The 23,881-nt window shown below is 50.3% G+C and carries 23 protein-coding genes; 6 read left to right on the top strand and 17 right to left on the bottom strand.

Annotation, left to right across the window (positions count from 1 at the left end; translation table 11 throughout):
- The first annotated feature begins 17 nt into the window (after positions 1 to 17).
- A complete protein-coding gene (locus tag LCF57_RS17545) occupies positions 18 to 1,844 on the top strand; it encodes an FTR1 family iron permease (RefSeq protein WP_226001887.1) in 1,827 nt (608 codons plus the stop codon).
- A 124-nt stretch (positions 1,845 to 1,968) separates the two neighbouring features.
- Here LCF57_RS17545 and LCF57_RS17540 read toward each other — a convergent pair whose 3' ends face one another.
- From LCF57_RS17540 to LCF57_RS17485, 12 genes are all read right to left on the bottom strand, one after another.
- The gene (locus LCF57_RS17540) at positions 1,969 to 3,369 is read right to left on the bottom strand and encodes a type III PLP-dependent enzyme (RefSeq protein ID WP_226001886.1); all 1,401 of its coding nucleotides are present in this window, start codon (positions 3,367 to 3,369) and stop codon (positions 1,969 to 1,971) included.
- A gap of 88 nt (positions 3,370 to 3,457) precedes the next feature.
- The gene (locus tag LCF57_RS17535; RefSeq protein ID WP_226001839.1) at positions 3,458 to 4,549 is read right to left on the bottom strand and encodes a Gfo/Idh/MocA family protein; all 1,092 of its coding nucleotides are present in this window, start codon (positions 4,547 to 4,549) and stop codon (positions 3,458 to 3,460) included.
- Entirely contained in the window at positions 4,546 to 5,730 is a 1,185-nt protein-coding gene (locus tag LCF57_RS17530; protein ID WP_226001838.1) for a UDP-glucuronosyltransferase, read from the bottom strand. Before LCF57_RS17530 ends, LCF57_RS17535 begins: the two co-directional genes overlap by 4 nt.
- A 17-nt stretch (positions 5,731 to 5,747) precedes the next feature.
- Positions 5,748 to 7,283: a hypothetical protein gene (locus tag LCF57_RS17525; RefSeq protein WP_226001837.1), complete on the bottom strand. Its 1,536-nt coding sequence runs from the start codon at positions 7,281 to 7,283 to the stop codon at positions 5,748 to 5,750.
- Between the two features lie 64 nt (positions 7,284 to 7,347).
- On the bottom strand, positions 7,348 to 8,160 hold the full coding sequence (locus LCF57_RS17520; protein WP_226001836.1) for an ABC transporter permease: 813 nt from the start codon (positions 8,158 to 8,160) through the stop codon (positions 7,348 to 7,350).
- A gap of 1 nt (position 8,161) precedes the next feature.
- A complete protein-coding gene (locus LCF57_RS17515) occupies positions 8,162 to 8,986 on the bottom strand; it encodes an ABC transporter permease (RefSeq protein ID WP_226001835.1) in 825 nt (274 codons plus the stop codon).
- Positions 8,958 to 9,950: an ATP-binding cassette domain-containing protein gene (locus LCF57_RS17510; RefSeq protein ID WP_226001834.1), complete on the bottom strand. Its 993-nt coding sequence runs from the start codon at positions 9,948 to 9,950 to the stop codon at positions 8,958 to 8,960. Before LCF57_RS17510 ends, LCF57_RS17515 begins: the two co-directional genes overlap by 29 nt.
- Before the next feature lie 93 nt (positions 9,951 to 10,043).
- Positions 10,044 to 11,174, bottom strand: coding sequence for a hypothetical protein (locus tag LCF57_RS17505; protein WP_226001833.1), 1,131 nt, complete (start codon positions 11,172 to 11,174; stop codon positions 10,044 to 10,046).
- Positions 11,167 to 11,412, bottom strand: coding sequence for an acyl carrier protein (locus LCF57_RS17500; protein WP_007431825.1), 246 nt, complete (start codon positions 11,410 to 11,412; stop codon positions 11,167 to 11,169). The genes LCF57_RS17505 and LCF57_RS17500 overlap by 8 nt, the downstream gene beginning before the upstream one ends.
- A gap of 17 nt (positions 11,413 to 11,429) precedes the next feature.
- Positions 11,430 to 12,806 (bottom strand): peptide ligase PGM1-related protein, encoded by a 1,377-nt coding sequence (locus tag LCF57_RS17495; RefSeq protein WP_226001832.1) that lies wholly within the window; start codon positions 12,804 to 12,806, stop codon positions 11,430 to 11,432.
- A gap of 50 nt (positions 12,807 to 12,856) precedes the next feature.
- Positions 12,857 to 14,050 (bottom strand): radical SAM/SPASM domain-containing protein, encoded by a 1,194-nt coding sequence (locus tag LCF57_RS17490; RefSeq protein ID WP_226001831.1) that lies wholly within the window; start codon positions 14,048 to 14,050, stop codon positions 12,857 to 12,859.
- Between the two features lie 57 nt (positions 14,051 to 14,107).
- On the bottom strand, positions 14,108 to 14,386 hold the full coding sequence (locus LCF57_RS17485) for an acyl carrier protein (RefSeq protein ID WP_226001830.1): 279 nt from the start codon (positions 14,384 to 14,386) through the stop codon (positions 14,108 to 14,110).
- 351 nt (positions 14,387 to 14,737) lie between these two features.
- Between LCF57_RS17485 and LCF57_RS17480 the strand changes: the two genes are divergently transcribed.
- The 3 genes from LCF57_RS17480 to nagA are packed head-to-tail and all read left to right on the top strand — an operon-like array spanning position 14,738 to position 17,569.
- On the top strand, positions 14,738 to 15,604 hold the full coding sequence (locus tag LCF57_RS17480; protein WP_226001829.1) for a MurR/RpiR family transcriptional regulator: 867 nt from the start codon (positions 14,738 to 14,740) through the stop codon (positions 15,602 to 15,604).
- A gap of 1 nt (position 15,605) precedes the next feature.
- Positions 15,606 to 16,334 (top strand): glucosamine-6-phosphate deaminase, encoded by a 729-nt coding sequence (nagB, locus tag LCF57_RS17475; RefSeq protein ID WP_226001828.1) that lies wholly within the window; start codon positions 15,606 to 15,608, stop codon positions 16,332 to 16,334.
- Positions 16,331 to 17,569, top strand: a complete 1,239-nt coding sequence (gene nagA / locus LCF57_RS17470; RefSeq protein WP_226001827.1) for an N-acetylglucosamine-6-phosphate deacetylase — start codon at positions 16,331 to 16,333, stop codon at positions 17,567 to 17,569. The genes nagB and nagA overlap by 4 nt, the downstream gene beginning before the upstream one ends.
- A 76-nt stretch (positions 17,570 to 17,645) precedes the next feature.
- Here the strand turns inward: nagA and LCF57_RS17465 are convergent, their stop codons facing one another.
- Positions 17,646 to 18,641: a YhcN/YlaJ family sporulation lipoprotein gene (locus LCF57_RS17465; protein ID WP_226001826.1), complete on the bottom strand. Its 996-nt coding sequence runs from the start codon at positions 18,639 to 18,641 to the stop codon at positions 17,646 to 17,648.
- 196 nt (positions 18,642 to 18,837) lie between these two features.
- Between LCF57_RS17465 and LCF57_RS17460 the strand changes: the two genes are divergently transcribed.
- Positions 18,838 to 20,418 carry an esterase/lipase family protein gene (locus LCF57_RS17460; RefSeq protein ID WP_226001825.1) on the top strand — a complete coding sequence of 527 codons (1,581 nt, stop codon included), beginning with the start codon at positions 18,838 to 18,840 and terminating at the stop codon, positions 20,416 to 20,418.
- A 146-nt stretch (positions 20,419 to 20,564) separates the two neighbouring features.
- Here LCF57_RS17460 and LCF57_RS27625 read toward each other — a convergent pair whose 3' ends face one another.
- Together LCF57_RS27625 and LCF57_RS17450 are read right to left on the bottom strand one after the other, a co-directional pair.
- Positions 20,565 to 20,696 (bottom strand): hypothetical protein, encoded by a 132-nt coding sequence (locus tag LCF57_RS27625; RefSeq protein ID WP_264083671.1) that lies wholly within the window; start codon positions 20,694 to 20,696, stop codon positions 20,565 to 20,567.
- A 23-nt stretch (positions 20,697 to 20,719) separates the two neighbouring features.
- The gene (locus LCF57_RS17450; RefSeq protein WP_226001885.1) at positions 20,720 to 21,082 is read right to left on the bottom strand and encodes a sigma-70 family RNA polymerase sigma factor; all 363 of its coding nucleotides are present in this window, start codon (positions 21,080 to 21,082) and stop codon (positions 20,720 to 20,722) included.
- A gap of 186 nt (positions 21,083 to 21,268) precedes the next feature.
- Here LCF57_RS17450 and LCF57_RS17445 point away from each other — a divergent pair, with 186 nt between their 5' ends.
- On the top strand, positions 21,269 to 21,472 hold the full coding sequence (locus LCF57_RS17445) for a hypothetical protein (protein ID WP_318840707.1): 204 nt from the start codon (positions 21,269 to 21,271) through the stop codon (positions 21,470 to 21,472).
- Between the two features lie 79 nt (positions 21,473 to 21,551).
- Here LCF57_RS17445 and LCF57_RS17440 read toward each other — a convergent pair whose 3' ends face one another.
- Positions 21,552 to 22,490, bottom strand: a complete 939-nt coding sequence (locus LCF57_RS17440) for a DUF4340 domain-containing protein (protein WP_226001823.1) — start codon at positions 22,488 to 22,490, stop codon at positions 21,552 to 21,554.
- A complete protein-coding gene (locus tag LCF57_RS17435) occupies positions 22,487 to 23,878 on the bottom strand; it encodes a GldG family protein (protein ID WP_226001822.1) in 1,392 nt (463 codons plus the stop codon). The genes LCF57_RS17440 and LCF57_RS17435 overlap by 4 nt, the downstream gene beginning before the upstream one ends.
- Between the last annotated feature and the right edge of the window lie 3 nt (positions 23,879 to 23,881).

The raw sequence follows: 23,881 nt of genomic DNA, 5'->3' as shown, positions 1-23,881 counted from the left end.
AAGGAAGGGGATTTATGATGAAGCGGCGCAATAAAAGCTTGGGATGGGTGTTTCTGCTGGCAGCTCTGCTGCTGACAGTGACTCCGTTCATATCCGATTCGGGAGCGGTTGCTTTGGCACAAGCAGATGCCAAAGCTGTCTCCAACGATCAGCTGATGCCTGTGGTGGGCGGAGCGCTGGTGGAAGCGGGACAAGCCCAATGGGCAGAAGCCTCCAAGGATCTTAAACAATTCCGTGCCCTGTGGGAGACTGCCAAGACAAATGGCGGTGATTCAGCCCACATCGCAGCTGTGGATCAAGCACTCACCGACGCGGAGCAGGCGCTTGCCAGTGGCGGCGGGGAGTCAGCAAAAGCTGCGCTATCCGTGCTGGCCCGCTCGGTCAATGAGTATGTGACTGCTGCCGAAGGAGATCAACCAGCTCCGGCTGGAGCCAAAGCAGCAGAAAAACTGCTACCTATGGCTAAGGGCAGTCTGGCTGCCATGCAAAAAGGCGACTGGACGGCTGCCCGGCTGGATTACGACCGAATCGTAAAAGCCTGGTATCAGGTGGAAACGCCGATTCGTTCGGACAATTTTTCGGTATACAGTGCGCTGGAAACTAAAATCAGTCTCATTCGCATTTCCATGCAAGCCGAGCCGATTCGTCAAGCGCAGGCTCTTAAGGAAATGCAGGAGCTGACGACCCTGCTATCCGATTATAGTCAGGGCAAATCCGTGAACACAGGACAGGGAGTTGGTGCAGGCAATGCGGCGGCTGGAACGACAAAAGGTTCGACGGCTTCCCTGGCCGATGCAGTCCAATTGCTCGAATCCGCACGGCAGGATACGGTAGCCAATCAGCCAGCGCCAGCGGCTGACAAAATAGGTCAGTTTATCGCTTTGTGGCCTTCTGTGGAAGGGCATGTGCAAATTTCCGATCCAGCTTCATATACTGCGATTGAAAATGAAATGACCGAGGCTTCCGGTCATCTCCTGTCTTCTCCACCAGACACGGCCAAAGCGATCCAGACGATCGATCAAATGCTGGACAGGCTCCGTCCGTTGACGGAAAATCGTTCCTACACCGCCTGGGATGCCGCTCTGATTTTGCTGCGCGAGGGCTTGGAGGCCATTCTCGTGCTTGCAGCTCTGCTGGCGTATGCCAAAAAAAGCGGCGAGGCCGTGGCTGGCCGCTGGATCTGGGCAGGCGCCGGTACGGGACTGGTGCTGAGCGGTGTCTTGGCGGTGCTGTTCACCACGCTGGTGGCGGCTGCCGCCTCAGGCAGCATGCGTGAGCTGCTGGAAGGCATCACCGGGCTGGTAGCGGTTGTGCTCATGCTGACTGTGGGCAGCTGGCTGCACAGCAAATCCAGCGCTGCTGCGTGGAACCGCTTTGTTGAAAACAGCGTCGGCAATGCGCTGGCGCGTGGCAGCCTGTGGTCGCTATTTGCAGTGTCAGCGCTCGCGATTTTGCGTGAAGGAGCCGAGACAGCCATCTTTTATATCGGTATGGCTCCAGCCATCGAAACCTCGCAATTGCTGATCGGTATTGGCTCAGCAATGGCTATACTGGTCGTCTTGGCATTTGCAATCATTAAATTCAGCGTACGTTTGCCGATTCGCGCCTTTTTCCTGACTGCCACTGTATTGATTTACTATCTCGTATTCCGATTTTTGGGCGAAAGTATTCATTCGCTTCAAGTGGCTGGCAAGCTTTCGGGGCATACTGACTCCGCGCTCCCAACCATTAGCTGGCTCGGAATGTACCCGACTTGGGAAACGTTTGTCCCACAAGTGGCTGTACTGATTTTTATGGTGTGGCAGCTCGTACGTCAGGAAATGCGCAGCTCCAAGCAGCGCTAATCCAATCGACAAAGCTTACAACGTAAAAAAACGCCAAAACAGGGGAAGCCGATTTGTATCGACTCCCCACGGTTTTGGCGTTTTTGCATGCTTATGCACATCTTTAGTTACAGCGCATCTTTGATTACAGCACATCCTCGGGCAACGGAATCATAAGCTGATGATGCAGCAAATCCGTGCGGTCACCGTGTTCACGAATCACATGTATCTCCCCGCGAAAATCGAGCAGCTCTGCCGGGGTAGCATGTCCTAGAAAATGTACTGGACTATAGCTTAATCCATAAGCCCCCGCGTTTGGAAAGACGATATAGTCGCCCTCCTGAATCGGGGGAAGCTGCGCTTTTTTCACAATACAATCCTCGGGTGTGCAGAGCGGGCCAACAATGCTTACCGTTTCCAGCTCCAGTGATGCTTCCACCGGATGCTCCCCGATCCGGCTTGCAGCCTCCCCTGGCAGCCCAAAAGCCATGGACTCCTGAACAGGAACGTTTCGCTGCTCCATGCGCATGTTAGCTCCCACTTCCTGTACTTCCCGTTCCGTCACTTGCTTGCGCATAATTCGCACCGGGTAGTTGTCCCGAATGCGGCGTCCCCGAAAGGCAGCCGAGGCATAATGATTCATGCCGCCATCAGCCACGACAAATTTTTCTCCTTTGGACTCCTTTGTATACAATGCCTGGCAAACGTACATGCCTGCTTGAGCGACCAAATACCTGCCGCTTTCGATAATCAGCGTAACCCCCGGCATACGGGACTGGGTCTGCTCCGCGAGTGCGTTTAGTCCGTCGATAACTTGTTCCATATCCAGCGGCTGCTCATGGGCAAAATAAGGAACACCAAACCCGCCGCCCAAATTTACCGTATGCATGGCAACCCCATACCGGGCCTGTACCCGTTCTGCCAACTGCAGCGTATTCGCAAATGAAGCCAGAATCTGATCCGCTTTTAGCATTTGCGTACCTGTATATACCTGGATACCTTGAAAATAAACATGTGGGCAATCCTCCAGCGCCTCAAAAAAGTGCTCCAGCTGCCCTTCATCGACACCAAAGGGACGGGGAACACCGCCCATTTTTATCGTCGCCCCCGACAGATCGTTATCGGGATTGATACGAACCGCAGCTCTGACAAACAAGCCCGCCTGGGCCGCAATATCCTCCAGTAGACGCAGTTCCCGCACCGATTCGACATGAATGCAACCAATTCCGCAGGCTACCGCCTCATTCAGCTCGGCTGCCGTTTTTCCCGGTCCGGCGTACAACACGTCTTCCGCTGCATACCCGGCCTCCATCGCGACGAACATTTCACCGGCCGAAGCGATCTCGACGCCGCAGCCTAACGAACGCAGCAATCCCGCCAAGGCTACGTTACCGTTAGCCTTAAGTGCGTAATGTACACGCACAGCCGGATGCAACCGGGCCAGTAGCGAACTGACATGAGCATACATCGCGTCTCCGTCGTAATAGTAAAATGGTGTCGGGTGCTTACCGAAACGCTCCAGCAAGGCCTTGTCCTTTTCAACCATCTGCTGAATCCCCCCTCTCTTCCCTGTTCTATCCTCAGCATTTTGCATCATTCGGTTCCCAACGCTCCTGAGATTTATGCAAAAATACTCATCCTGCATAGATCGTCTTGCCCGAACGTGCTGCCTCATGAATAGCTGCCAGCAGTCTGACGCGCTCGGCGGCCTCACGGAACGGAATCGGCTCCGCTTCACCCCGGATGATACTGCAGAAGGCCTCTAACTGATTGACATAATAGTTCATAGGCTCGAAAACGGTTTTCATTTTGGATTGCAACTGATGCGATGGTCCCTCTGTCGATGCATCCGTAGCTGTTATATTCGGCGTGATGTCCCTCATTTCCGTCTTGAGTGTTATTTTATAAAAGCCCAAATTTGCCCGAAAACAGTCCTGCAAGCTGACCACCGCCGAATCAAAGGTCAATACATGAGCACAGCGATAAGGCCGCTCAAATGAAAAAAGTGCTGACGCCTCCAAGCCACCCGGATAGTGGGCCTGTGCATGAAATGTCCAGTCACAGCCATGGGGACCATTGAAATCCGATTGACTGCGGAATTCCGCCTGCTCCAATCCAACGACGGCCTGAAGCAACTGGAGCCAGTACACGCCCAAATCCCAAAAACATCCCCCGCCTTGCTCCGGCCGGGATCTGTAATTGAATGCATGCCCATTCTTGGCGGGAATGCACAGGCTAGTCGCTATGGAGCGTAAACGACCGTAGCAGCCTGATTCCACGATCCTTCGCAGCTCACGCTGCCAAGGGTGATGCTGTACCATGACTCCCTCCAGCAGGTAGGCACTGCTCTGCTCAACAGTCGCGGCCAGGGGAATCAGATCCGCCGTACTCAGGCATAACGGTTTTTCCACCAGCACGTGCTTGTGAGCCTGCAGTGCTTTGCCAATCCACTCGGCATGCAAATCGTTGCTAAGTGCAATATATACAGCGTCGATGTCCGGGTCCTTTAGCAAATCCTCGGCATGTCGATAGACGACACTGACCCCAAAACGATCCGCCATTTCTCCTGCCTTCGCAACCGTACGATTCGCCAGCGCGGTTACGCGGGCCCCTGCAACGTGCCCAATCGGCTCCAGCAATGCACGCGGCGCAATGGCGGAGCAGCCAATGATTCCAAAGCGGATATCTCTCACCGCAGGTTCATGTGCAGCGGCAGCGACGTTCATGACCCTTGCTCCATTCCCAATGCGCTTGCCTGCATTTGGATGCTATTCACATACGACTCTACATAGCGCGGCGTCCGACTGCGCAGCTCCACGATCCTCCGATGCATATCCTCCAGTACTTTAGAACTGCCACCATAGGTTTCCATCCATGTCTCGTAGCGCATACCTAGTCCCAGACGTTCCCACAGATCCGCATTATGCTTCTCATGCACACCAAACGGCTCCAGCATAATAAGCGGAGTTGCTGTAGCGAACGAATCGGTCAGGCTGCCTCCACCAGGCTTACTGACAATGGCTTGGACATGGCACGCTCGGTCCACCATACTATGGTAATCCGGCCCAACTTGATACACCGTTTCCTCACCTGATTTTACCTCTCCGAAAGGGGGAAACGTATGCTCTCCGGCTTCATTTCGCTGCCATGTTCTCCACTGCGGATCCATTCGAAAATAGCGTATACTATCCCGCTGCCCATCCGGTTGATCCTGATCATACAACAGCAGGTCCAGCTCCCAGCCCGCCTCTTCCAGCTGCCCAATCTTGTCACGGTATGTGCCCATGCCCCAGCCGCCGCCATGTACGAATAAGCGGGATTGCCGTGCTTCAAAAGGGATATGCTCTACTGCCGGGATATCAATATAATGGCTGACTCTATTCTTGTCATTTTCAAAAAAAGTCGTTTCTCCACAGCCATCAGCAAAACGCGGGTTATGCTTGGCTAGATTTTTCCAGGAAGGAGAAGGTGTCGAATCCATATATACAATGTCCACATGCACCGACTCCGGCTCTCTTCGCTTGCGATACTCCTCCAGTACATATATCCAATGACCGGATAAGCATATAAAAAACCGCCGATCCTCCGCCATCCATTGGTTCAGCAGCACTTCCATCGCAGCGGGATCCAATGAATTGCGCATATCCTGCGGAACCTTCTGTGACATTAAGGCTACAGCAAAGTTGTCGTGATAAGCTTTGCGGCTCTTGTCGACCTTGAGACGGGCCGATTCCGGCAGCACATTTTCAAATACATGAATTGCCGTATCTACGCCCAGCCTGCGAAGACCCGCCTGCAACAACAAGCCGGGGGTATAAAAGCCCAATCCGAAGCCGGAACACAATATCGTCACCTTAATAGATTTATCCATAGGCTGATCCATAAGCTTATCCATACTCTTACGCATGCTCATACGCCTCCCGTTTAATTCAGCACTGTAAAATGATGCTCCGCCAAAAAACGCTCCAGCTTTGTAGTCAAACGCATTTTTTCTTCATCTCCCGCAGCAACCAGCTCTAAATAAAGACGACCTTTTCCTCGTGCCCGTTCGCTTCCGGCAGCTTCCGTTTTACCACTTAGACCCGGCTTCGCGACGCCATTCTCTTCCGATCCGCCATGGTCGGCACTCATCCCACTCACGCGAACCTGCTTGGCAGATGATCGGCCACCACGTTCGGTTGCATTGCTGCTTGGTGTGCTCGGATGGCCTACAATTCTGTTTTCCCCATCTCTTCCACCTGTGTTCACATATAACGTATTGGCACCCAGCGGCATGACACCTTCCTCACGTTCACCTGTGAACAGCAGCCCCTCACATTTCAACCCTTCCAGCAGCTCCTCATAAGACAGACTGCCGTCATGGGACAGCGAATAATTCGTCAGCGTGCCACGCATGTTTTTCGCAGCAAGAAAATTATCGAGCTGATGCTTGATCAAACTCATCGACTTGCGGGCGTTAATTTCGATAATGGGCTCCAGCTTCCCGCCACGGAGTGTCATGGAGTCAATGCAAACATCACCGTAATATCCATCCTGATACAGCTGCCGTCCCACATCCTGCATTAAGCTAAAATAGCCCTCACGCTCCAGCCGTTCCATAAAAGCCTCATCCGGCGACAAAGATTCCCGATAGGCAAATTGAGTGTTAGCCAGCCATTGCACAGATAAGATATCGACTCTTCCATCATCACCAATCGAAAATTGGCATGAAAAATCCCGCTCTTTTTCCAAAAAAGGCTCCAGAAGGAATAGCACCTGTTTGCCTTTACGCTCCTGTTCACGCAAATACGATACGATCCGGTCCAGCATTTGCGTCGAAGTAATGTGGAGGTTTCCTTTGCCCGATACGCCAAAATCATCCTTGATTAAAAAGCTTCCATCCCGCAGCAGCTTACGCCCCGCCTCAGCTACATCCGCAAACGAAGTCACGATATGGCCCGGGTTACGCAGACCGAGACTGCGTTTTAGATCAGAGGAATAGGTTTTGGCATTTACCTTGCGAATCGTCTCCAGCGGTGGCTGATGCAATGTGATTCCCCAGGCACGGGCAGCCTCCTCCACATACGGCAAACCCGCAAACGGACTCAGCACACAACCCTCCAGCTGAGGAAAATCCTCGCCGCCATCGGCCTTGAGGCTGTCCAGTAGCTCAAAAACGGAAGCCGCCGACACGTTGCCACCGGCTTGCTCCATTCCGTCAGTCAAATCCCGTTCGTTGACAGCCGGTTGAAAGCCCAGCTCGGCGATATACTGACGATGCACGGGTGACATTGCATAACGGGTCAATAACGCGTCCCCTGGCTGGCAAAAGCTGAACAACAGCTCATCCATCGCCGCTACAATCGCTGAAGAAGCTCGGTCAGGCAGGGCGGGCAGGGAAGCCAACTGGGCATCCCGCCAGTATGCCTCCGCTTCGAACGTTCCCATATACAAATGACGCTGGTTCGGTATCGCATTCATGTCATTCGCTTCCTTTCTTGCTTCGTTATTAGCTTACTATGACTAGCCTACTATGACGGTAGCGCTACTGGCTTGCACTTGTATAATCACGCAGTGCAAACTGCCATATCAAGCGGATGATCGCCAGCAGCCAGAGAGGTGCGAGAAATGCCCATACGATCAAACCGATATCCATTTTGCCGAGGATAAACATGGGTGGAAAATTACAAATGACAAACACCGGAAGCACAAACAAACCGATACGCTGAATCAGATTGCTATACACGGCCATCGGCACATAGTTGGTCTCGAAAATGCTGTTGGACAGCTCCGTTACGCCGTTCGTACGGATAATCCAAAAGGCCAGCAATTGTGGCAGCAAAAACACGGAATAGGCCGTAAGCACCCCGCATCCAAGCAGCACAGCGAAGCCTCCCACGGTTTCCAAATCAAATGGCAAACCAAGCCGATACCAGCCAATGCCCGTCATAATTCCACCACCCACTACATTCGGCACAGTGTAGCCCAGCTCAAATTGACGCAGTGTCACCATAAATTGCAGCGACACCGGCTTGGTGATGAGCACGTCCAGTGAACCGGTACGGATTTTGTCAGGCAGACTTGTAAAATTACTGTAGAACAAGCCACTGTAAAATCCGCTCATCATCGTAAATACGCCGATATATAGCAGCACCGCATCGGGAGTCCAGCCGTTAATATCCGTCCCGGCCCGGTATGGAACCGAAGCGTACAGCAGCTTGATGAGCAAATAAGCCGTTTCAACCAGAAACGCAGTAATAAAGTTTATGCGGTATTCCATTTGTGACATGACGGAAAACTGGACGAATTTCCAGTACAGCCTGAGGTAACGTCCAACGTTTCGGAAAACATTTTTCATGTTAGCCTCCCACCGAGACAAAGCGTTTGAGCCCAGCCTGCCACACCCAGCGCGATACCGCCGCCAGTACTGCAATCCAGAGCCATTGCGCGCCAATGCCTTTAGCGGCTTCCAACACAGTCAGCTTACCTGTTAGCGCGTTCACCGGAAAAAATACGGTGTAGCTGAACGGTAGCAAGCTGAACAGACGGGCCAAAGCATCTCCAAAAATCGTCAGCGGGAACACGGTACCGCTAGCGACATAAATGACAAGCGACAGCGTGTAAAATAATCCTGCCGATTCCGTCACCCAAAAGGCTATGCCGCTCAGCGCGTAATAGACCACAAAATTGAGCACAAGCGCTCCCGGCAACGCCAATATGTAAAGCAGAATATACGACAGCCTGAAGCCGATATGTCCGTCCAGACTGAGACATAACAGCAAAATAGCCGCCGCCAGCAGCACGACCGCAGATTGTACCGCTTTGCCACCGATAAATCGGGAAAAACGGTAAGCAAAATAATGCACAGGCTGCACCATGAATTTGGCCAATCCGCCTTCCTTGATGTCTGTAGCAATTTCATATTCAAAGCCCGTGGCGATCAGTTTTCCAGTCACGCCCGCCATGACGACATAGACCAGCATTTCCGGCAAAGAATAGCCCAGCACTCTCGCCTGTCCCGAAGAGCCGAATACCGCAAGCCAGAGAAAAATTTGCGTCATGATCGGCAGCATAACCCCCGCCATCTGGAGCCAATAATTGGCCCGGTATTCCATTTCATTTTGCATGCCAAGCTGGAGCACCTTTACATATTTGTTATTTCGCATCGGCCAGCCTGCCCCCATCATACAAATTGGCTATCCCCTCTTCCAGCGGGACATCCTCAATCGTAAAATCAACGACAGGCAGTGCATCCAAAATCTTTTTGGACCAAGTCAAAGTATCTTCTGCATCCAGCTCAAATATCGCCTCCAGCTCCGAATTGGAGCGCAGCTTGCCGAGTCCCGCCAACGTCAGATTGGGTACGGGGGTCTCCAGTCGAACCTTGAGCAATTTACGAGCACCAATGACCTCATTCACCTTGTGCAAATCTCCGTCATAAACCAACTGGCCACCGCTAATAATGATGGATCTCCTACATAAATCCTCAATATCCTTCATATAATGGCTTGTCAGCAGGATGGTCGTCCGGTGCGCGCGGTTATAGGCTTTAAAAAACTCACGAATCCGCCGCTGAGAAACAAGATCCAGTCCGATCGTCGGCTCGTCCAGTAAAATAACCCGTGGGCGGTGCAGCAGCGCGGCAATTAGCTCCATTTTCATACGCTCGCCGAGAGATAGCCGCCGCACCTGTACATGAAGCTGCTCCTCCACACCAAGCAGGGTGACCAGTTCGTCCAACGCCTCCTTATAACGCCTTTCATCTATTTCGTAAATAAGCTTGTTCAGCTCGAATGACTCACTGGCAGGCAGATCCCACCAGAGCTGGTTTTTCTGTCCCATCACGATGGAAAACTGACGTTTAAACTCTTTTTGGCGCTTCCACGGAGTAAAACCGAGTACCGATGCTTCCCCGTCGCTGGGATGGAGAATGCCGGACAGCATTTTGAGCGTCGTTGTTTTGCCCGCCCCGTTCGGACCGAGAAACCCGACAATTTCACCTTCCTCAATGCTGAAGCTGATATCTTGCACAGCCTTCTTGGTCAGCTTCTCCCGCCTGAACAGGTTTTGTAACGATTTGCGCACGCCCGGCTCCTTTTTGTAGTACGTAAACGTTTTCGACAATTGATTCGATGTAATGGACGGCAATGAATTCCCCTCCTCTTTCCTCTGTCCGTGACACCTTGATGAACGTGCCTGATACGACTGGCCATGACGATTTAACCGAACGATCGACCTGAGCTAATCGGCTGCTTGCTCCGCCAGAAGCATCAATTCCTCCAGCATATGCCGCTGTCTTTCAATCAGACTCAGCGCGCGTTCCGTAATCTCAGGTATCCGCTGCTTGCGCAGTTGGAGACCTGTTTTGTAAATATGCAGATTGAGCTTGTGCCAATCCGCGTGCAACGACTGTGCCAATTCAATCACCTGCTGTACTTGAGGTCCCAGCGTGTCTTGATGCAGCAGGCAATAATCAGCCGTGTAATCCGTCAAATGAAGGGCACTGCCCAATCGCAGATTGTAATAGATTTCATGGCAGTACGTCCGAAAATCCTGATCCTCCATGTCTGCCAGCAGGCGGAAGTCGTCAACAAATGCCCGGTAACCCGCATCCCCCCGCTTGACCCCCTTGCCTGTTCCGGCCTTTCCGGTCTGACTTCCCGACTCATCAGGCGAAGGCACACCTCTCCAGACAGCTTCGTGCCCAGTCACATACTGACGAATATGGTATGCACACGCAGCATGCAGCTCGCCTGGCGAAAGCCGGGCAGGCTCCTCTACCAGCCATGCATACTCAATAATCCCTTGCATCAAATCATCAAGACGGGCCGGGCCCACGTAAGTCATAGCCTGTCCCGAGGAATCCAGCAGGAAGCTATCATTGACCTGTGCCGTCCGCTCTCCCAGGTCCAATCCGCACAGCTCAATCACATGACCCCTTGGGTAATTTTTCACATATACATCGTGATAGGTTAAGGCGGTGCTCGACGTATGCAGCATCGTACTGTAGCCTGACGTGAGCACCCGCAGCAGATCGGTTTCATCACTTACGCCAGCAATCCACGGCTCCACCCGAATCACGGGTCCGCCACTGGCCGCCATTTCTTGCAGCTGTTCCGGGTATTTCTCAGGTCCGAAGCGCTTCAAATCTCCGCTATACTCCGCGCACATACTCCCACACAACATGAACAGCTCGGACTCCGCCATGTTCACCCCATAGCGCCGCAATGAAGTGCGCAGAGAAGAATATACACAATGTTTCCCCGGAAGAGCGTTGGCTACTTCTGCAACAACGTGGTCAACAATGGAATCAGGACGACTATCTATGCCAGATTCCTGCACAAGTCTGGTCTTCTCAGCGCCCTTATGCATATTTGCCCAGCAAACGTTCAATGCCTTGCAGTGTAGATAGATGCTCCAGCACGAGATCGTCGTCCTCCATCGTAATATCAAGCTCATTCTCCAACTCTACAATCAATTCAACAGCGGACAGAGAATTCAGTCCCAGAGTTCGCAGGTCCTGATCAGGAGCCAACTGTTCAAGCTCGCCCGGAGCCAGCTTTAATACTTTTTCCAGCAAGGGTACTACATGGTATACATCTGTTTTCATCTTGAATTCCTCCCGAATTATGAGCATCCCAATCCAGCGATAATCCCTTCCAACTTGTGCGCATAAGCTTCTGCTTCCTGCCAGCTGTCTGCCAAAATAAGTGTGAATATTCGGTTCACATATCCCCGTTTTACAGGAATACCGGATAGCGTACCCGCCGTATAAACAAACACTCCTTGAGGGCGTTCCGGTGTGTAAAGCAAGCCCTCCTCCGCGAGTAAATCGCACAATCGGCTATAGGTAAGAGGTGAGGCGGTAACGTTGCGATAGTAACGAGACAATGTTTTATGCTGCTCCCCCAAGACAGAGGACAGGAACGAGATGTAAGTGGACAGGGTAAACCTGCCGTTAATCTCGATCACCGGAACCAGCAGTCCGCCTTCATCCACAAAACCGTCAATGGAGGCCATACCTGTATATCCGATGGAATACAGATAGGTTCCCAGCTGATAGGCGCAGCGTCTCACTTCTTCCTCCAGCGCAGTGCCAATTTCAGCCGGAACCTGAGACCCGATATATACAGTCCCGTCCACGTTTTGCTTTTTTAGCGAAAACATCGTCACACCGCCGCTCTCGTCGATACAGAGCTGATAGTTGAGATCCATCTGTTTGTTGTGCCAGCGCTCCACCAGCCAACCGCCGGAGGATGGCGACGAGCCGCCGAAGCGCCTCATCACACTCAGCAGCGTGTCCAGCTTGGACAGCTCGTCCAGCATATACATGCCTTGTCCCGAAGCGCCGTGCGGCTGCTTGATAATCAGCTTCACAGGTCCGTCCGCCAATTCAGCTAGTCTGACACACTCCCTGCGGATCGCTGCTTCGTCTTCACATACAGCCCCTTCACTGACAGCAAAACCAAGCTTTTGCGCGGTCAGGCGACTGAATATTTTATCATTCACCCGAGCGCTGACCGAGGACGGAGCGCCAATCAGCTCCAACCCGCAGCACTCCGCAATCGCTTCCTCCTGCGGTGTGACCGCATATGGAACGAGCCACGCTTTGGCTCCACCGCCGCTGTGGCCTGCCTCCGCAACCGCGCGCAGTCGTGCCAAAAGCGCCTTGTCCGCCAGCACCAGCTCCGAAATCGGCGTTAGTAGGTCAGAAGGCTCCGGCACCTCAATACGCGGCAGGCTAAAGCCCAACCGCTGAAGCATGTCCAGAAAAGCCTCATCCGGCTTTTCACGAAGTACAATGATATCCTGACTTCGACACAGAAGGAGATTCATCTCCTCCATCCGGTTTACGACCTGCTGTTCATCCTTGTCCACCATCCCCCCCTTGCGGGGGGACGGATGCCATACCTGCTCTGCGCCAATATTGAACAGCCAAATCAGTACACCATGATCTCGTTCATGAGCAAGCGCTTCCACGAGATTTATCGTTTTAGTCGTCACGTCCTGTCATCCCTCTCTTCCATTCCGTAACAAACAACATTCATAGGACACTAGATATATTTCAAAGAGCCGGCTCCATGCAGGTATAAAACGCTGCATTTGGAGCATACAGGCGTCAAGCCTTCGTGATTAATCTTTTGACGGGTTTTCTCATACGCATCCGAATTCCATATCTCCTCCAGACTGTGCTCACGCAAGCTTCCAATCGTGAACTCACTGAAAAATTTGCAAGGCATAACCTTCCCATCCGGCAAGATATCCGTTCTGGAGGTGAGTGCCAGGCATTGATTGGAACAACGGCTGACCATTTCCTCGCCATGTATAAATTTATCAATCTCCTCATAGTCCAGACCGGGCTGATAGCGCACACGAATGTTCCATACCCGCTCATTGATCCGCTGCAGCTCCTGCATCAGAGGGTCGATGTTATCCGGGTTGATTTTATATTTGAAAGCATGCCAGCTACTAATATTATTTTCTTCAAGCTGTCGGAGCCAAGAGAAGTTACGTGTAAAATATTCATCCATTTTGAGGGAGGTTTCTTTGGAAATGTACCAGGGGAACGTCAGCAGCACCAGATCCAGCCGTTTGTCCTCCAGCATTTGCAGAAATTCGTACATCCGTCCGATCATGTTATCGTTAATGACCGCATGGACGGTTACCCGCCCTTTGTACAATCCCTGGTCACGCAGTTCAATCAGCTTATCCATCTGCCGCATCGTTTTTTGAAAGGTGCCTTTACCGCGAATCAGATCATGTTCTCTTTCAAAACCTTCAATCGCTATTAATAGTTCCAGATTTTCAGATAAATCCAAAATCTGGTCCAAATATTTATCAATGAGTAATCCGTTCGTACAAAACGTCATTTCGCGCCGGTCTTCCGCCAGCACGTCCAAAATTTCATCAAAGCGCCGGTGAAACATCGGTTCACCGCCCCACATGTATAGACGGGACTTGGCTTCCTTGGTCTCGCTCAAAATTTGCCGAAGCATGTCCGGGGCAAGATCCATGTTTTGCTCTTCTTTATCCATTTGATGATGATAGCCTTCCTCGTTCCATTCAAAGCAGTGAGTACATCTCAGGTTGCAGCGGTTGGTCAGCTTAATGCCGATCGTCTGGGGCATGTCCGTTTTGAAAGCAGGGTTCTGGGTTGCGTTACGATAAGACACGGAAGCGTTTTTCAGGTTACGCTTGATGAGCTTGAACGCCTTCTCATCAATCAGCACATTGCTTTTGGGCTGCATGCTAACACCTCGTTTAATGGATTTTCAGGCAGAGTATGCCTACGCCAAAGCCGCCTCTTAGACCGTCTTCATTCCTTCCGAGTGCGGCACTTGTTCAGCCTCGCTGATCCCCTGTATATAGCTGCAAAAGGCATCTACCGAGCACAAATGTTCCAGCTCAAAGGAATCAAAATCGATTTCCACATCAAACGCATCCTCTACTTGCAGCATGAAATGAACCAACTGCAACGAATCCAGTCCTGCATCATGAATAATATCCGAATGTCCATCCAGCTTACCGACCAGTTCAGGATCTTCCTTGACCGCGCTGATCATTTCAATCACTCGGCTTTGCATAGCAACTCCTCCTTGTGAATGAGATTCTGTTTGTTCTGCCCAACGATAACCTTTGCAAGCTCCTAGAAATATCCCTTCACTGGAACTTTATTCAATTATACTCCTCCAATGAAGAGACAAGTCAATAGGTTGTTTTGTAAATAAAACTCGCAATATGTAAATTAATGTATGATAATTTCTACAATTTTTGCAGTCTATTTTTTTTTAAAATCCAGCAAATATTCTCCTCACTTCTCTTGCAGGAAGGACATAATTATTTTACAATATACATGAAAATATTTTTCTCATTTTCATTATATTTAACGGTAATTTTTTTCACAAAAGCATTATACAGCTAAAGGAGTACAGCTCATGTCCCCCATTCTTCATACATTAGCCCATAGACTGGAGCAGCTCCCCGTACAAGAGCGCAGGCTGGCAGAATCCATTCTGCAATCCCCGGAAGATGTGCTGCATCTGGGTATTCGGGAACTGTCAGAGCGTTGTGGTGTGAGTGCGGCGACCGTTACACGGTTTTGCAAGTCATTACATTTTAAAGGCTATCCTGATTTCAAAATGAAGCTGGCCACCGAATTGTCCCATTCAAACCGTAATGGTGAAGAATCCTATCAGGACATTGTTGCCGGAAATTCACTTTCCCGTATCGTGCAGGCTATTCAGGCCAACCACACCGCATCTATTGCGGACACGACTCGGCTGCTGGATTTCGAAAAGCTGGAGCAGGCCATTACTTGGCTGTCGGATACAAGCCGCATTGATTTGTACGGGATGGCGACATCCTCCATAGTGGCGCAAGACTTTTACCAGAAGCTCATTCGTATCGGCAAAAACAGTACCGCCTTCGCCGATTCGCATATGCAGATCACCTCGGCCTCCTCGCTCGGACCGGGAGATGTCGCCTTTGCAGTCTCCTACTCGGGGGAAACCCAGGAGACGATCGCAGCTCTGCGCTGTGCAAAGGAGCAGGGAGCCAAAACACTATCCCTAACCTCCTTCGGAAACAATACGCTGGCGGGTATTTCGGATATTGCTCTATTTTCCTCTTCACTGGAGGAAGGAATGCGGCGGGGAGATATGGCGTCCCGCATCGCCCAGCTTCATATCATAGATATCCTGTTTACAGGTATGGTGAGCGCGAATTTTGACAAATATATTCCGAGATTGGAAGGTTCATATCAACAAGTGAGCAAGCTCAAAAAACAACCAGGAGGTCACTAAGATGAACATACGCATTTTGAACAGCCGTGAAGACCTGAACGCTAATGCCGCCGCTGTGATATCCGGCTTGCTGCTAACCAAACCGCAGGCCATGCTTGGTCTGGCTACCGGTAGTACGCCTATTGGCATCTACCGACATCTTGCAGATATGTACCGCAAGGGACAGATCAGCTTTTCCCGAGCCTATACTGTCAATCTTGATGAATATGTCGGCCTTTCCCCGGGTCACCCGCAGAGCTACCGCAGCTTTATGAATGAACACCTGTTCCAACATATCGATATTCCCATTGCCCATACGCGCGTACCTGACGGGAATGCAATGGATTTGGCAGCAGAATGTGCAGCACACGAGCAAGCCATTCTGGATCATGGGCCCGTGGATCTCCAATTGCTCGGCATTGGCCATAATGGTCATATCGGCTTTAACGAACCTGGTCACAGCTTGACTGGGTCCACACATGTTGTCGATTTGGAAGAAAGAACGCGGACGGCAAATGCCCGATTTTTTGGCAATATAGATGCTGTACCCCAGCAAGCCATTACGATGGGCGTAGGCACGATTTTAAAGGCAAAACAAATTGTACTGGTGGCTTTTGGCGCGGATAAGGCTGACATTATAAAGCAGGCTTTGACTGGACCCGTCACTACAGAATGTCCGGCTTCCCTGCTGCAATGCCACCCCAACGTGCTTATATTACTGGATCAGGAAGCAGGAGGATGGTTCAATTGAACTCAGATGAATCGAGTGGCAGCATAACTCAGCTGCTGTATGGACAGGTTGTTATCGGCAACGACATTATTGATAAAGGGGTTGTCGTCATTAAGGGACAATCCATTGTATACGCTGGTTCAGAGGAGAATTTGCCTACGGATTGGACATCAGTTGACAAGCCAAGTCAGGCAGATGGTACAACTGAAGCAATGAATATAGTTCGTTTGGAAAGCGGCTATCTGCTGCCGGGCTTTATTGATATTCATGTTCACGGCGGGAACGGCGAGGATTTTATGGACTCCGATCCAAGGGTACTGAATGCGATCACCTCCTTTCACGGCTCGCAAGGAACGACTGCCATGCTGGCTACCACGATGACCGCACCCAAGGAACGAATTGACCGGGTGCTGAGTGAAGTTCATGCCTATATGAAACATCCCATGCCCTATGCACAGCTGGAGGGTGTGCATCTGGAAGGGCCGTTCATTAGCCCGAACTGGCCGGGAGCACAAAACCCTGAACACATCGTGTCTCCGAATCTCGCGTGGATGGCAGAATGGGAGCAGCGCTACCCGGGCCTTGTACGCCAGCTGACGCTTGCGCCCGAACGGGAGGGCGCGCTGGAACTGATTGCATGGCTGCGCAGCCATGGCATCACCGCGGCTCTGGGTCATACGGATGCCACATATGAAGAGGTGGAGAAGGCAGCGGCGGCGGGCCTGAACCATGCGGTGCATACGTTCAATGCCATGACTCCACTGCATCACCGCAAGCCGGGAGCGGCTGGAGCGGTACTAGCTGATCCGCGCATTGAAGCGGAGGTCATCGCGGACGGCATCCATGTGCATCCTGCCGCCATTTCTCTGCTCGCCAAGCTAAAACAGAATCATAATCTCATTTTAATTACTGATGCCATGTCTGCCACCGGGCTGGAAGATGGACACTACACGCTCGGTGATCTGCCAGTGATCGTGCAGGATGGTGTGGCACGACTGGAGGATGGGGTCACATTGGCGGGAAGCACACTGACCATGATTGCAGGCTTTCGTTATCTGGTTCAACAAGTGGGCTTGAGTATCCCCGAAGCATCACAAATGGCCAGCCTGAATCCGGCACAATCCCTGAACATTCATAATCGTACAGGTTCGCTTGAAGCAGGCAAACAAGCAGACATCCTGTTACTGGATTCCGACTTTAATCTGCAAGGCGTATGGATTAAAGGAATGCGCCAACCATTTATATCGTTCCCCTAAACCAAAAAGCTATCCGTCGGCACATTCGCCGAAATGGATAGCTCTTTTTTTGGGCATTACACACATATGTGGTGAATTAGCGATGATTCATAGGTGCAGGTGTATGATTTTGTGGACGTGTTGGTGGTGTATTTAGCATTGGACGGTTCGTACCAGCCGCAGGGGTTGGGAACACGCGTTCAATGACATCCACCATTTCATTACTCAAGCCTCGAATTGGATGACCATTTTGCACACTGCGCGTAAAATCGGTAGTGTGCTTGATAAAGTCTGGGTTAGCAGATACATACACCTGTTCAATCGAAGGTGCAAATTGCTTAACCTTGTTGGCTATACGACTCTTGACTGCATCGGTCATCGCACTTGGTTCATATGCAGTTCTTGCTCCTTCAATTGTCGTATCTGTACGATTGTTGTTGTCTGTCATACCACGCAGCATGCCGTACGAACCAGTTCCCATCGTACCGAACAACCCGTCATCACGACGCGCAGGTGTTCCGTTTCCGGTAACGCCATTGCCTGTCATACCGGGCGTTGTAGTCCCCGTCGTATAGTTGCCTCTCGTGCCGTTAACACCATTCACGCTCGGTGCGTTTCTGTAACGTTCAGTACCGTTAGCGCCTGGAGCACCAACATCTGTACCGTTGACGCCTGGAGCACCTACACCTGTTCCGTTGGCTTGATCCTTCATGGAAACCGCTACATATGCATTACGTTCACCAACCAGCACTGTCGCAGATTTTACATCCGGCAGCTCAGATATGCGTTTGGACAGATTGCGATCGACTTGCAAATTACGAACTGGGTGTCCTGCTCTGTTGGTATTGTCATTCAATGGCGCCCCGTCCATACCGTTGGATTTCACCCCATAACGGTTTACACCGTCAATACGATTCACGCCGTCCATACCATAACGGTTCACACCATCCATATGATGTGTGCTTTGCGCGTTATAGCGGGTAGCGTTCGTGCGGACGTTATGATTCGCAGTCCCACATCCTGTCAAAGTAGCCATGCTGGCAAGTAAAGCAGCAGAAATCGTCAAACTGATGACCTTCTTAGTTCCTGGCATGAACTCATCCTCCATACATATAAAATGTGTGACGAGAATAGCATGCGCCATGAATCGTAGGGATATCCTGACTAAAAAATGACTGAAAAAATAAAATTTTAATGTAAATATGAAATACAATTGATGATTCACCACATGATGGAATATATAATAGGTTGGGAAAAATACTTTATTTTACAAAAGGAGGATTTCAAGTTTGAAAAAAATCACTGTTTTGATGTTTATTTTTTTATTATCTGTCACTCTTGTTCCTGTCGGCGCATTTGCAGGCTCCACTACACCCCAACCCCCGAAAGATCCCGCCGGAAGCTGGGCAGAAGGCCCGCCACCTAATCGCGTTGATCCTGCCAAGCCCGCACTATTGTTTGTACATGGTTTGAACAGTAGCGCTGAAGTCTGGACCAAAAATAACAACGATATGCTTCAGCGCGCTCGTGACGCCGGATACCAAACAGCCACCATTAATCTTTACGACGCAAACGGCACATCACAGGATATGTGGGACAATGGTAAACTTCTAGCCGACAAAATCAAGGTCATTAGTAATCATTTTGGAAAAAAACTCATCGTCATCGCCCACAGCAAAGGTGGAGTAGATACTCAAACCGCTCTCGTATATAACGGAGCCGCTCCTTATGTACAACGTGTCATCACCCTCAGCAGTCCCCATCATGGCTCGCAACTTGCAGATCTCGCCTACAGCAGCTGGGCCGGATGGCTGGCAGATATCGTCGGCTCACAGAATCCCGGTACCTCTACTTTACAGACATCTTATATGAAGTATTTCCGATCCAAGACCGATGCACTCAGCAGCGCGACTACCATTCCGTTCTTCACGTTTGCTGGTGATAACTGGTCAGACGGCACCGCATCCTACATACTCGGCGGACTTTACCTCGCAACCTTTGGCAAGAATGATGGAGTGGTCACAGTCGACAATGCAAAGCTTCCCGGTGGACGTATAGTCAAAGTCGGACCATGGGATCATGCCAAAGTTCGTACCGGCTCCTACGTTTTTTCCCTGATCCAGCCCTACCTCCAAGCGAACACTCCAGCTTTGAATCAGGAAGCTGAGGCACTTTCAGCAGCATCTTCCCTGCCTGCTTCTGCTCTACAATCCACCTACAGCGAGATCGACAATTCATACTTTATCCGCGGCGGAGACTATAATGGAAAAGCCTCCGAAATCCTCACTGTTGAAAATGGTGTTCAATCCATTGATCTGGATTGGATCAGCGATAAGCGTGTAAGTCAGCTTGAGCTGACTAAGCCTGACGGTACCAGCGAGACTGTTAATCTGAAAGCAGGTTATGATGACGAAATTTTTGCTGGTGCCTGGCATCATAACGCTGTCATTCAAAATCCAAAACCGGGCACCTATAAACTGAACGTCACGACTCCTGATCAAGGAGCATATCTCCTGATTGCTCGCTATCAAGCCGTTCAGGTGCCTGAACTAAAATACAAACTCAACGCAGTGGGTCCGAAGCTGAATCTGAAACCACAGGATTCTATGGACAGCGTTACAGAAGTCACCTACCAGGTTCAATACTACGGTGACCCGCAGCAAGGGATCACTTCAGCGTCCAAGGGTTTGACGTTACAGCAAAAAACCGTTAATCCTACCGGACAAATCGAGCTTTCCAAAGCGGACAAGCCCGGCATTTATTCCGTAACCTATGAAATTAGTGGCACCACGGAGGCCGGCTATCCTTACCGCCGCACGGCTGTTCAATCCATTTATATTGACACTGACGGTAACAAGTATGTTGACTAATTTATTTTAAATATCAAAAGCCTGAGGACGCTTCCTATGAGCGATTTCAGGCTTTTGATCATGTTAACCTCACTTATCTTTAGGGACAGGCTGATGAGTCTAATCGTCAGAATTTGCAAGCTTATGATATCCATTGTCCACCTTTTCTATTTGAATTCTTGCCGTAATTCTTCGATAAAATCAGTCACAATACTTTGAACGGCATCCTCACGGGACATGCGGATATACCGGCTGGTTTTCCGAATGTCTTCCTCAAATAAATGAAGTATTCTGCACATAGCCTCCTGATCACCACTTCGTGCTAATTTGAGCAGTTGGATGAACTCAGCATCCGAAATAATTCCTTGAGCATTTTCTTTTTCCATTTATTCACCGCCTGTTGGGATAGCTTTAACTCTCCTGCAATCTGTGCTTCGGTTTTGTCTAGTATGTAAAGATCAAAGATGATGGTTTTGCCGATCTCAGACGGTAGAGAGTTGATGAGCTGTAGGGTATACATTTTAGAGTTTACAGAGTCTGTAAAAGATGGAGTACCGACGGCTTCGTTCTTCTCCATTACAAATTCATGATTGGTTTGTACCCGCGCACGGTATTGAATTCTCCATGCAATGCGGTATAACTTCTTTCGGTATTGTTCCACCAAAGTTAGCTGAGATGTACTGATTGTAAATCACCCTTTCTCTTTGAATTTGGCCTTTCGAAATCCTCATATTATAGGGTAATTTGGGAACCTATTTAACAACCAAAAAGGGAACATTTGTTCTTATTTATTATACTATTTTTCCAAGCAGTTGTATATGGTTCTTTTAATTTACCTTCATTTATATACGGCTAAAAAGGAGGGAATACATTGCAGATGGATGATGCTTTGTCTTTGGTAACCAACGTCGGATTTCCAGCTGGGCTTTGTTTTATTTTGTTGCGGCACATCCTGCACACGATGGAAGAAAAATTGGATAAGCTGGATCTCTCGCTTCATGAGCTGATTCAGGTCATTAAGGAATTAAACGATAACAACAGCCCTTCTTCCAAAAGCAGTAAACCTGATGAATAACGAACACAAAGAAGCTCCGGCAGACGATTATTCGCCGTTGGAGCCTCTTTGCATACATATAAATTAAATCATCTATTATTTATTTTTTAGTCTGAGCGTGGTCGTGTCCATTTTGTTCGATACGGTTCACCTCAGATACTGACAGACCATAGGCCCAGTTACTTTGTGGAGGTACGACCCACACCGTATCCGGATCATCGTTAAGCGTCCAGCCCTGATAAACCAGCTGGGATTTATCCTGATCCAGCGATACACTCAGCGTAAAGCGATGAACAGGCTTGCTCAGCTCAGAGGCTTTGCGCAGGGGCAGATTGCTGGCCAGATTTTTGATTTGCTGCGACAAGGAGGTCGCCGTATCACCGGCTATTGACTTTCCGTTCAGCGTCCAGGAAGTGGATGCACTATCTCCGGCTTGGCTGCTGCCAGAGGACTTGAGCATCCATGAGGCCTTTTCGCCTTCCCACTCTAGTCCGCTTAGCTTGGCATCATCCCAGTCGAACGGTGTTGTATCAGTAAAATCAGCAGTACCCAGCAGCAACCCCGAAAGTGTATCTATAGGTACGGAGGCTACCTCTTTTTGATCTGATAAAACATAAGCAGCATCTCCCGAAGGTAACGTTTCACCAAACGCAAAGGTATGCACATCGCCCTTCTTGGTCTTGATCTCAATCCGGTCATGGGTAGCGCTGATTCCGTATTTGGCTACATCCTTGGGGGAAGATTCTACCGTTTCACCCAGCTTCACATCTTGGATTGCCGCTAACCAATTGTCTATTGTATATCCGTTTAACGGGTAAGACTGTGGCTTGCTCATGCTCCATTTGCCATCACGCTGTGTAAGCTCCACCGTGGTGCCGTCCTTTCCTGTGATAGCGAAAGACGAAATATCTTCCCTAGTAAGCTGAACCAGCTGGCGGGCCGCCGGTGCTTGTTCACGAAAAAAGTTTTGGCTCTTGGCATAGATTATACCCGCTCCCAATACAACTAACAGCAGCACTGTGGGTATCCATTTTCTCATGCTCTTCTTCGCCTCCACCATAATAAGATTCCGATTACCGCGAACAGCAACGGCAATCCGATGACGGATAGGGTCAATATCGTTTTCGCTTGCGCGGGAGTCAAATAAGCTACCTTGTAATCCTGCTCCTGACGAGGCCGAATGGTGAGTCCATCAGAGTGTTCCTGCACATAATTCAGACTGTTCAATACAAAATCCCGATTTCCTCCCGTGCTGATCTCGGTGTCGCTTAGAAGCGCAGACGTTCCGAGAATCACCGCTTCGGGCTTGCCGTCTTTCCCATCTACTGCGTACCCTAGATCAAGCGGCCCCTGCGGGTCCTTGCCATCCTTCTGTGTTTCGTTGTTCAGCAGCCCCTGGATATTCGTTTCACCATAGCTGGCAGCAGAAGATTTTAGCAGAGACGTCGTCTTCCAAATCTTTTGCTCCTCCGCCTGTAAAGCAATAGACAGCGAAAGAACCGGGTACAGATTGGAGGCTGCCAGCTTATCGGTGATCGCATGACTGCCGAAGGTAGGAACTGTCCATAAAGGTCCCAGCGTATTCGTCTGCTCCTGATCCACCACAATCGCATGCGTATCCTTCACTCCATAATCAGCCGCCAGGCCGTCAAGGTTCTTCCAGTCGGATTGCATGTTCGGATGAAAGCCCAACGCCATAAAAAGCTTTCCACCGCCGTCAAGGTACGTACGAATACTCTTCAGCTCCGTTGTGCTGATATCCCGCTGTGGCCCGACAATCGCCAACACGGATGCATCTTTAGGCACACTGCCGGCCCGATTGAGCTGTACTTCTTCTGTTTTCACATTATCCTGTGCCAGAGAGCTGCTTAATTCAGTCATTTGAGACAAAGGGATTTCCTCATGTCCGGTTAGAAAAACCACTTTCCCCTGACGGGTCGATGATAGCCCCAGCAATCCGCTGGTCAGCTTTTCTTCACCGGTAAACTGATATGCTCCTTCACCACTCCCCTGCGCTTGCGTAAACAGACTCCCAATATCTATAACCCGTTTCTTTTCACCCTGCACCAACACAATAGATGCTGCGGTAACACCATATTGCTTGGCCAGCACCGGTTCCTGATTCAGATCGTATTGCTCGACCTTGAGCTTGCTGTTACGCTTGGCGTATTCGCTCAGCATATCCGTAACATCGCGGTTCAGCTTCTGATTTTGTGAAGTGGATACGGTAAAAGCAATGAATCGTACGTCTTCCTTCACTCCCTGAATAGCCGTTAACGTCTGGTCAGACAGCGTATACTGCTTGCCTGACGTCAAATCCAGTTGAAAGCCTCCCAGCGAACGCAGAAATAACGTCAGCAAAATAAAAATTCCTATAGCCGCAACCGATAATACCACACTGTTTGTATGACCCAGCCATTTTTTCATCCT

The organism is Paenibacillus sp. BJ-4 (assembly GCF_020404765.1).
Lineage (GTDB): Bacteria > Bacillota > Bacilli > Paenibacillales > Paenibacillaceae > Paenibacillus.
Note: the sequence above shows the minus strand (reverse complement) of the source record. Positions and strands in the feature narration are given on the sequence as shown.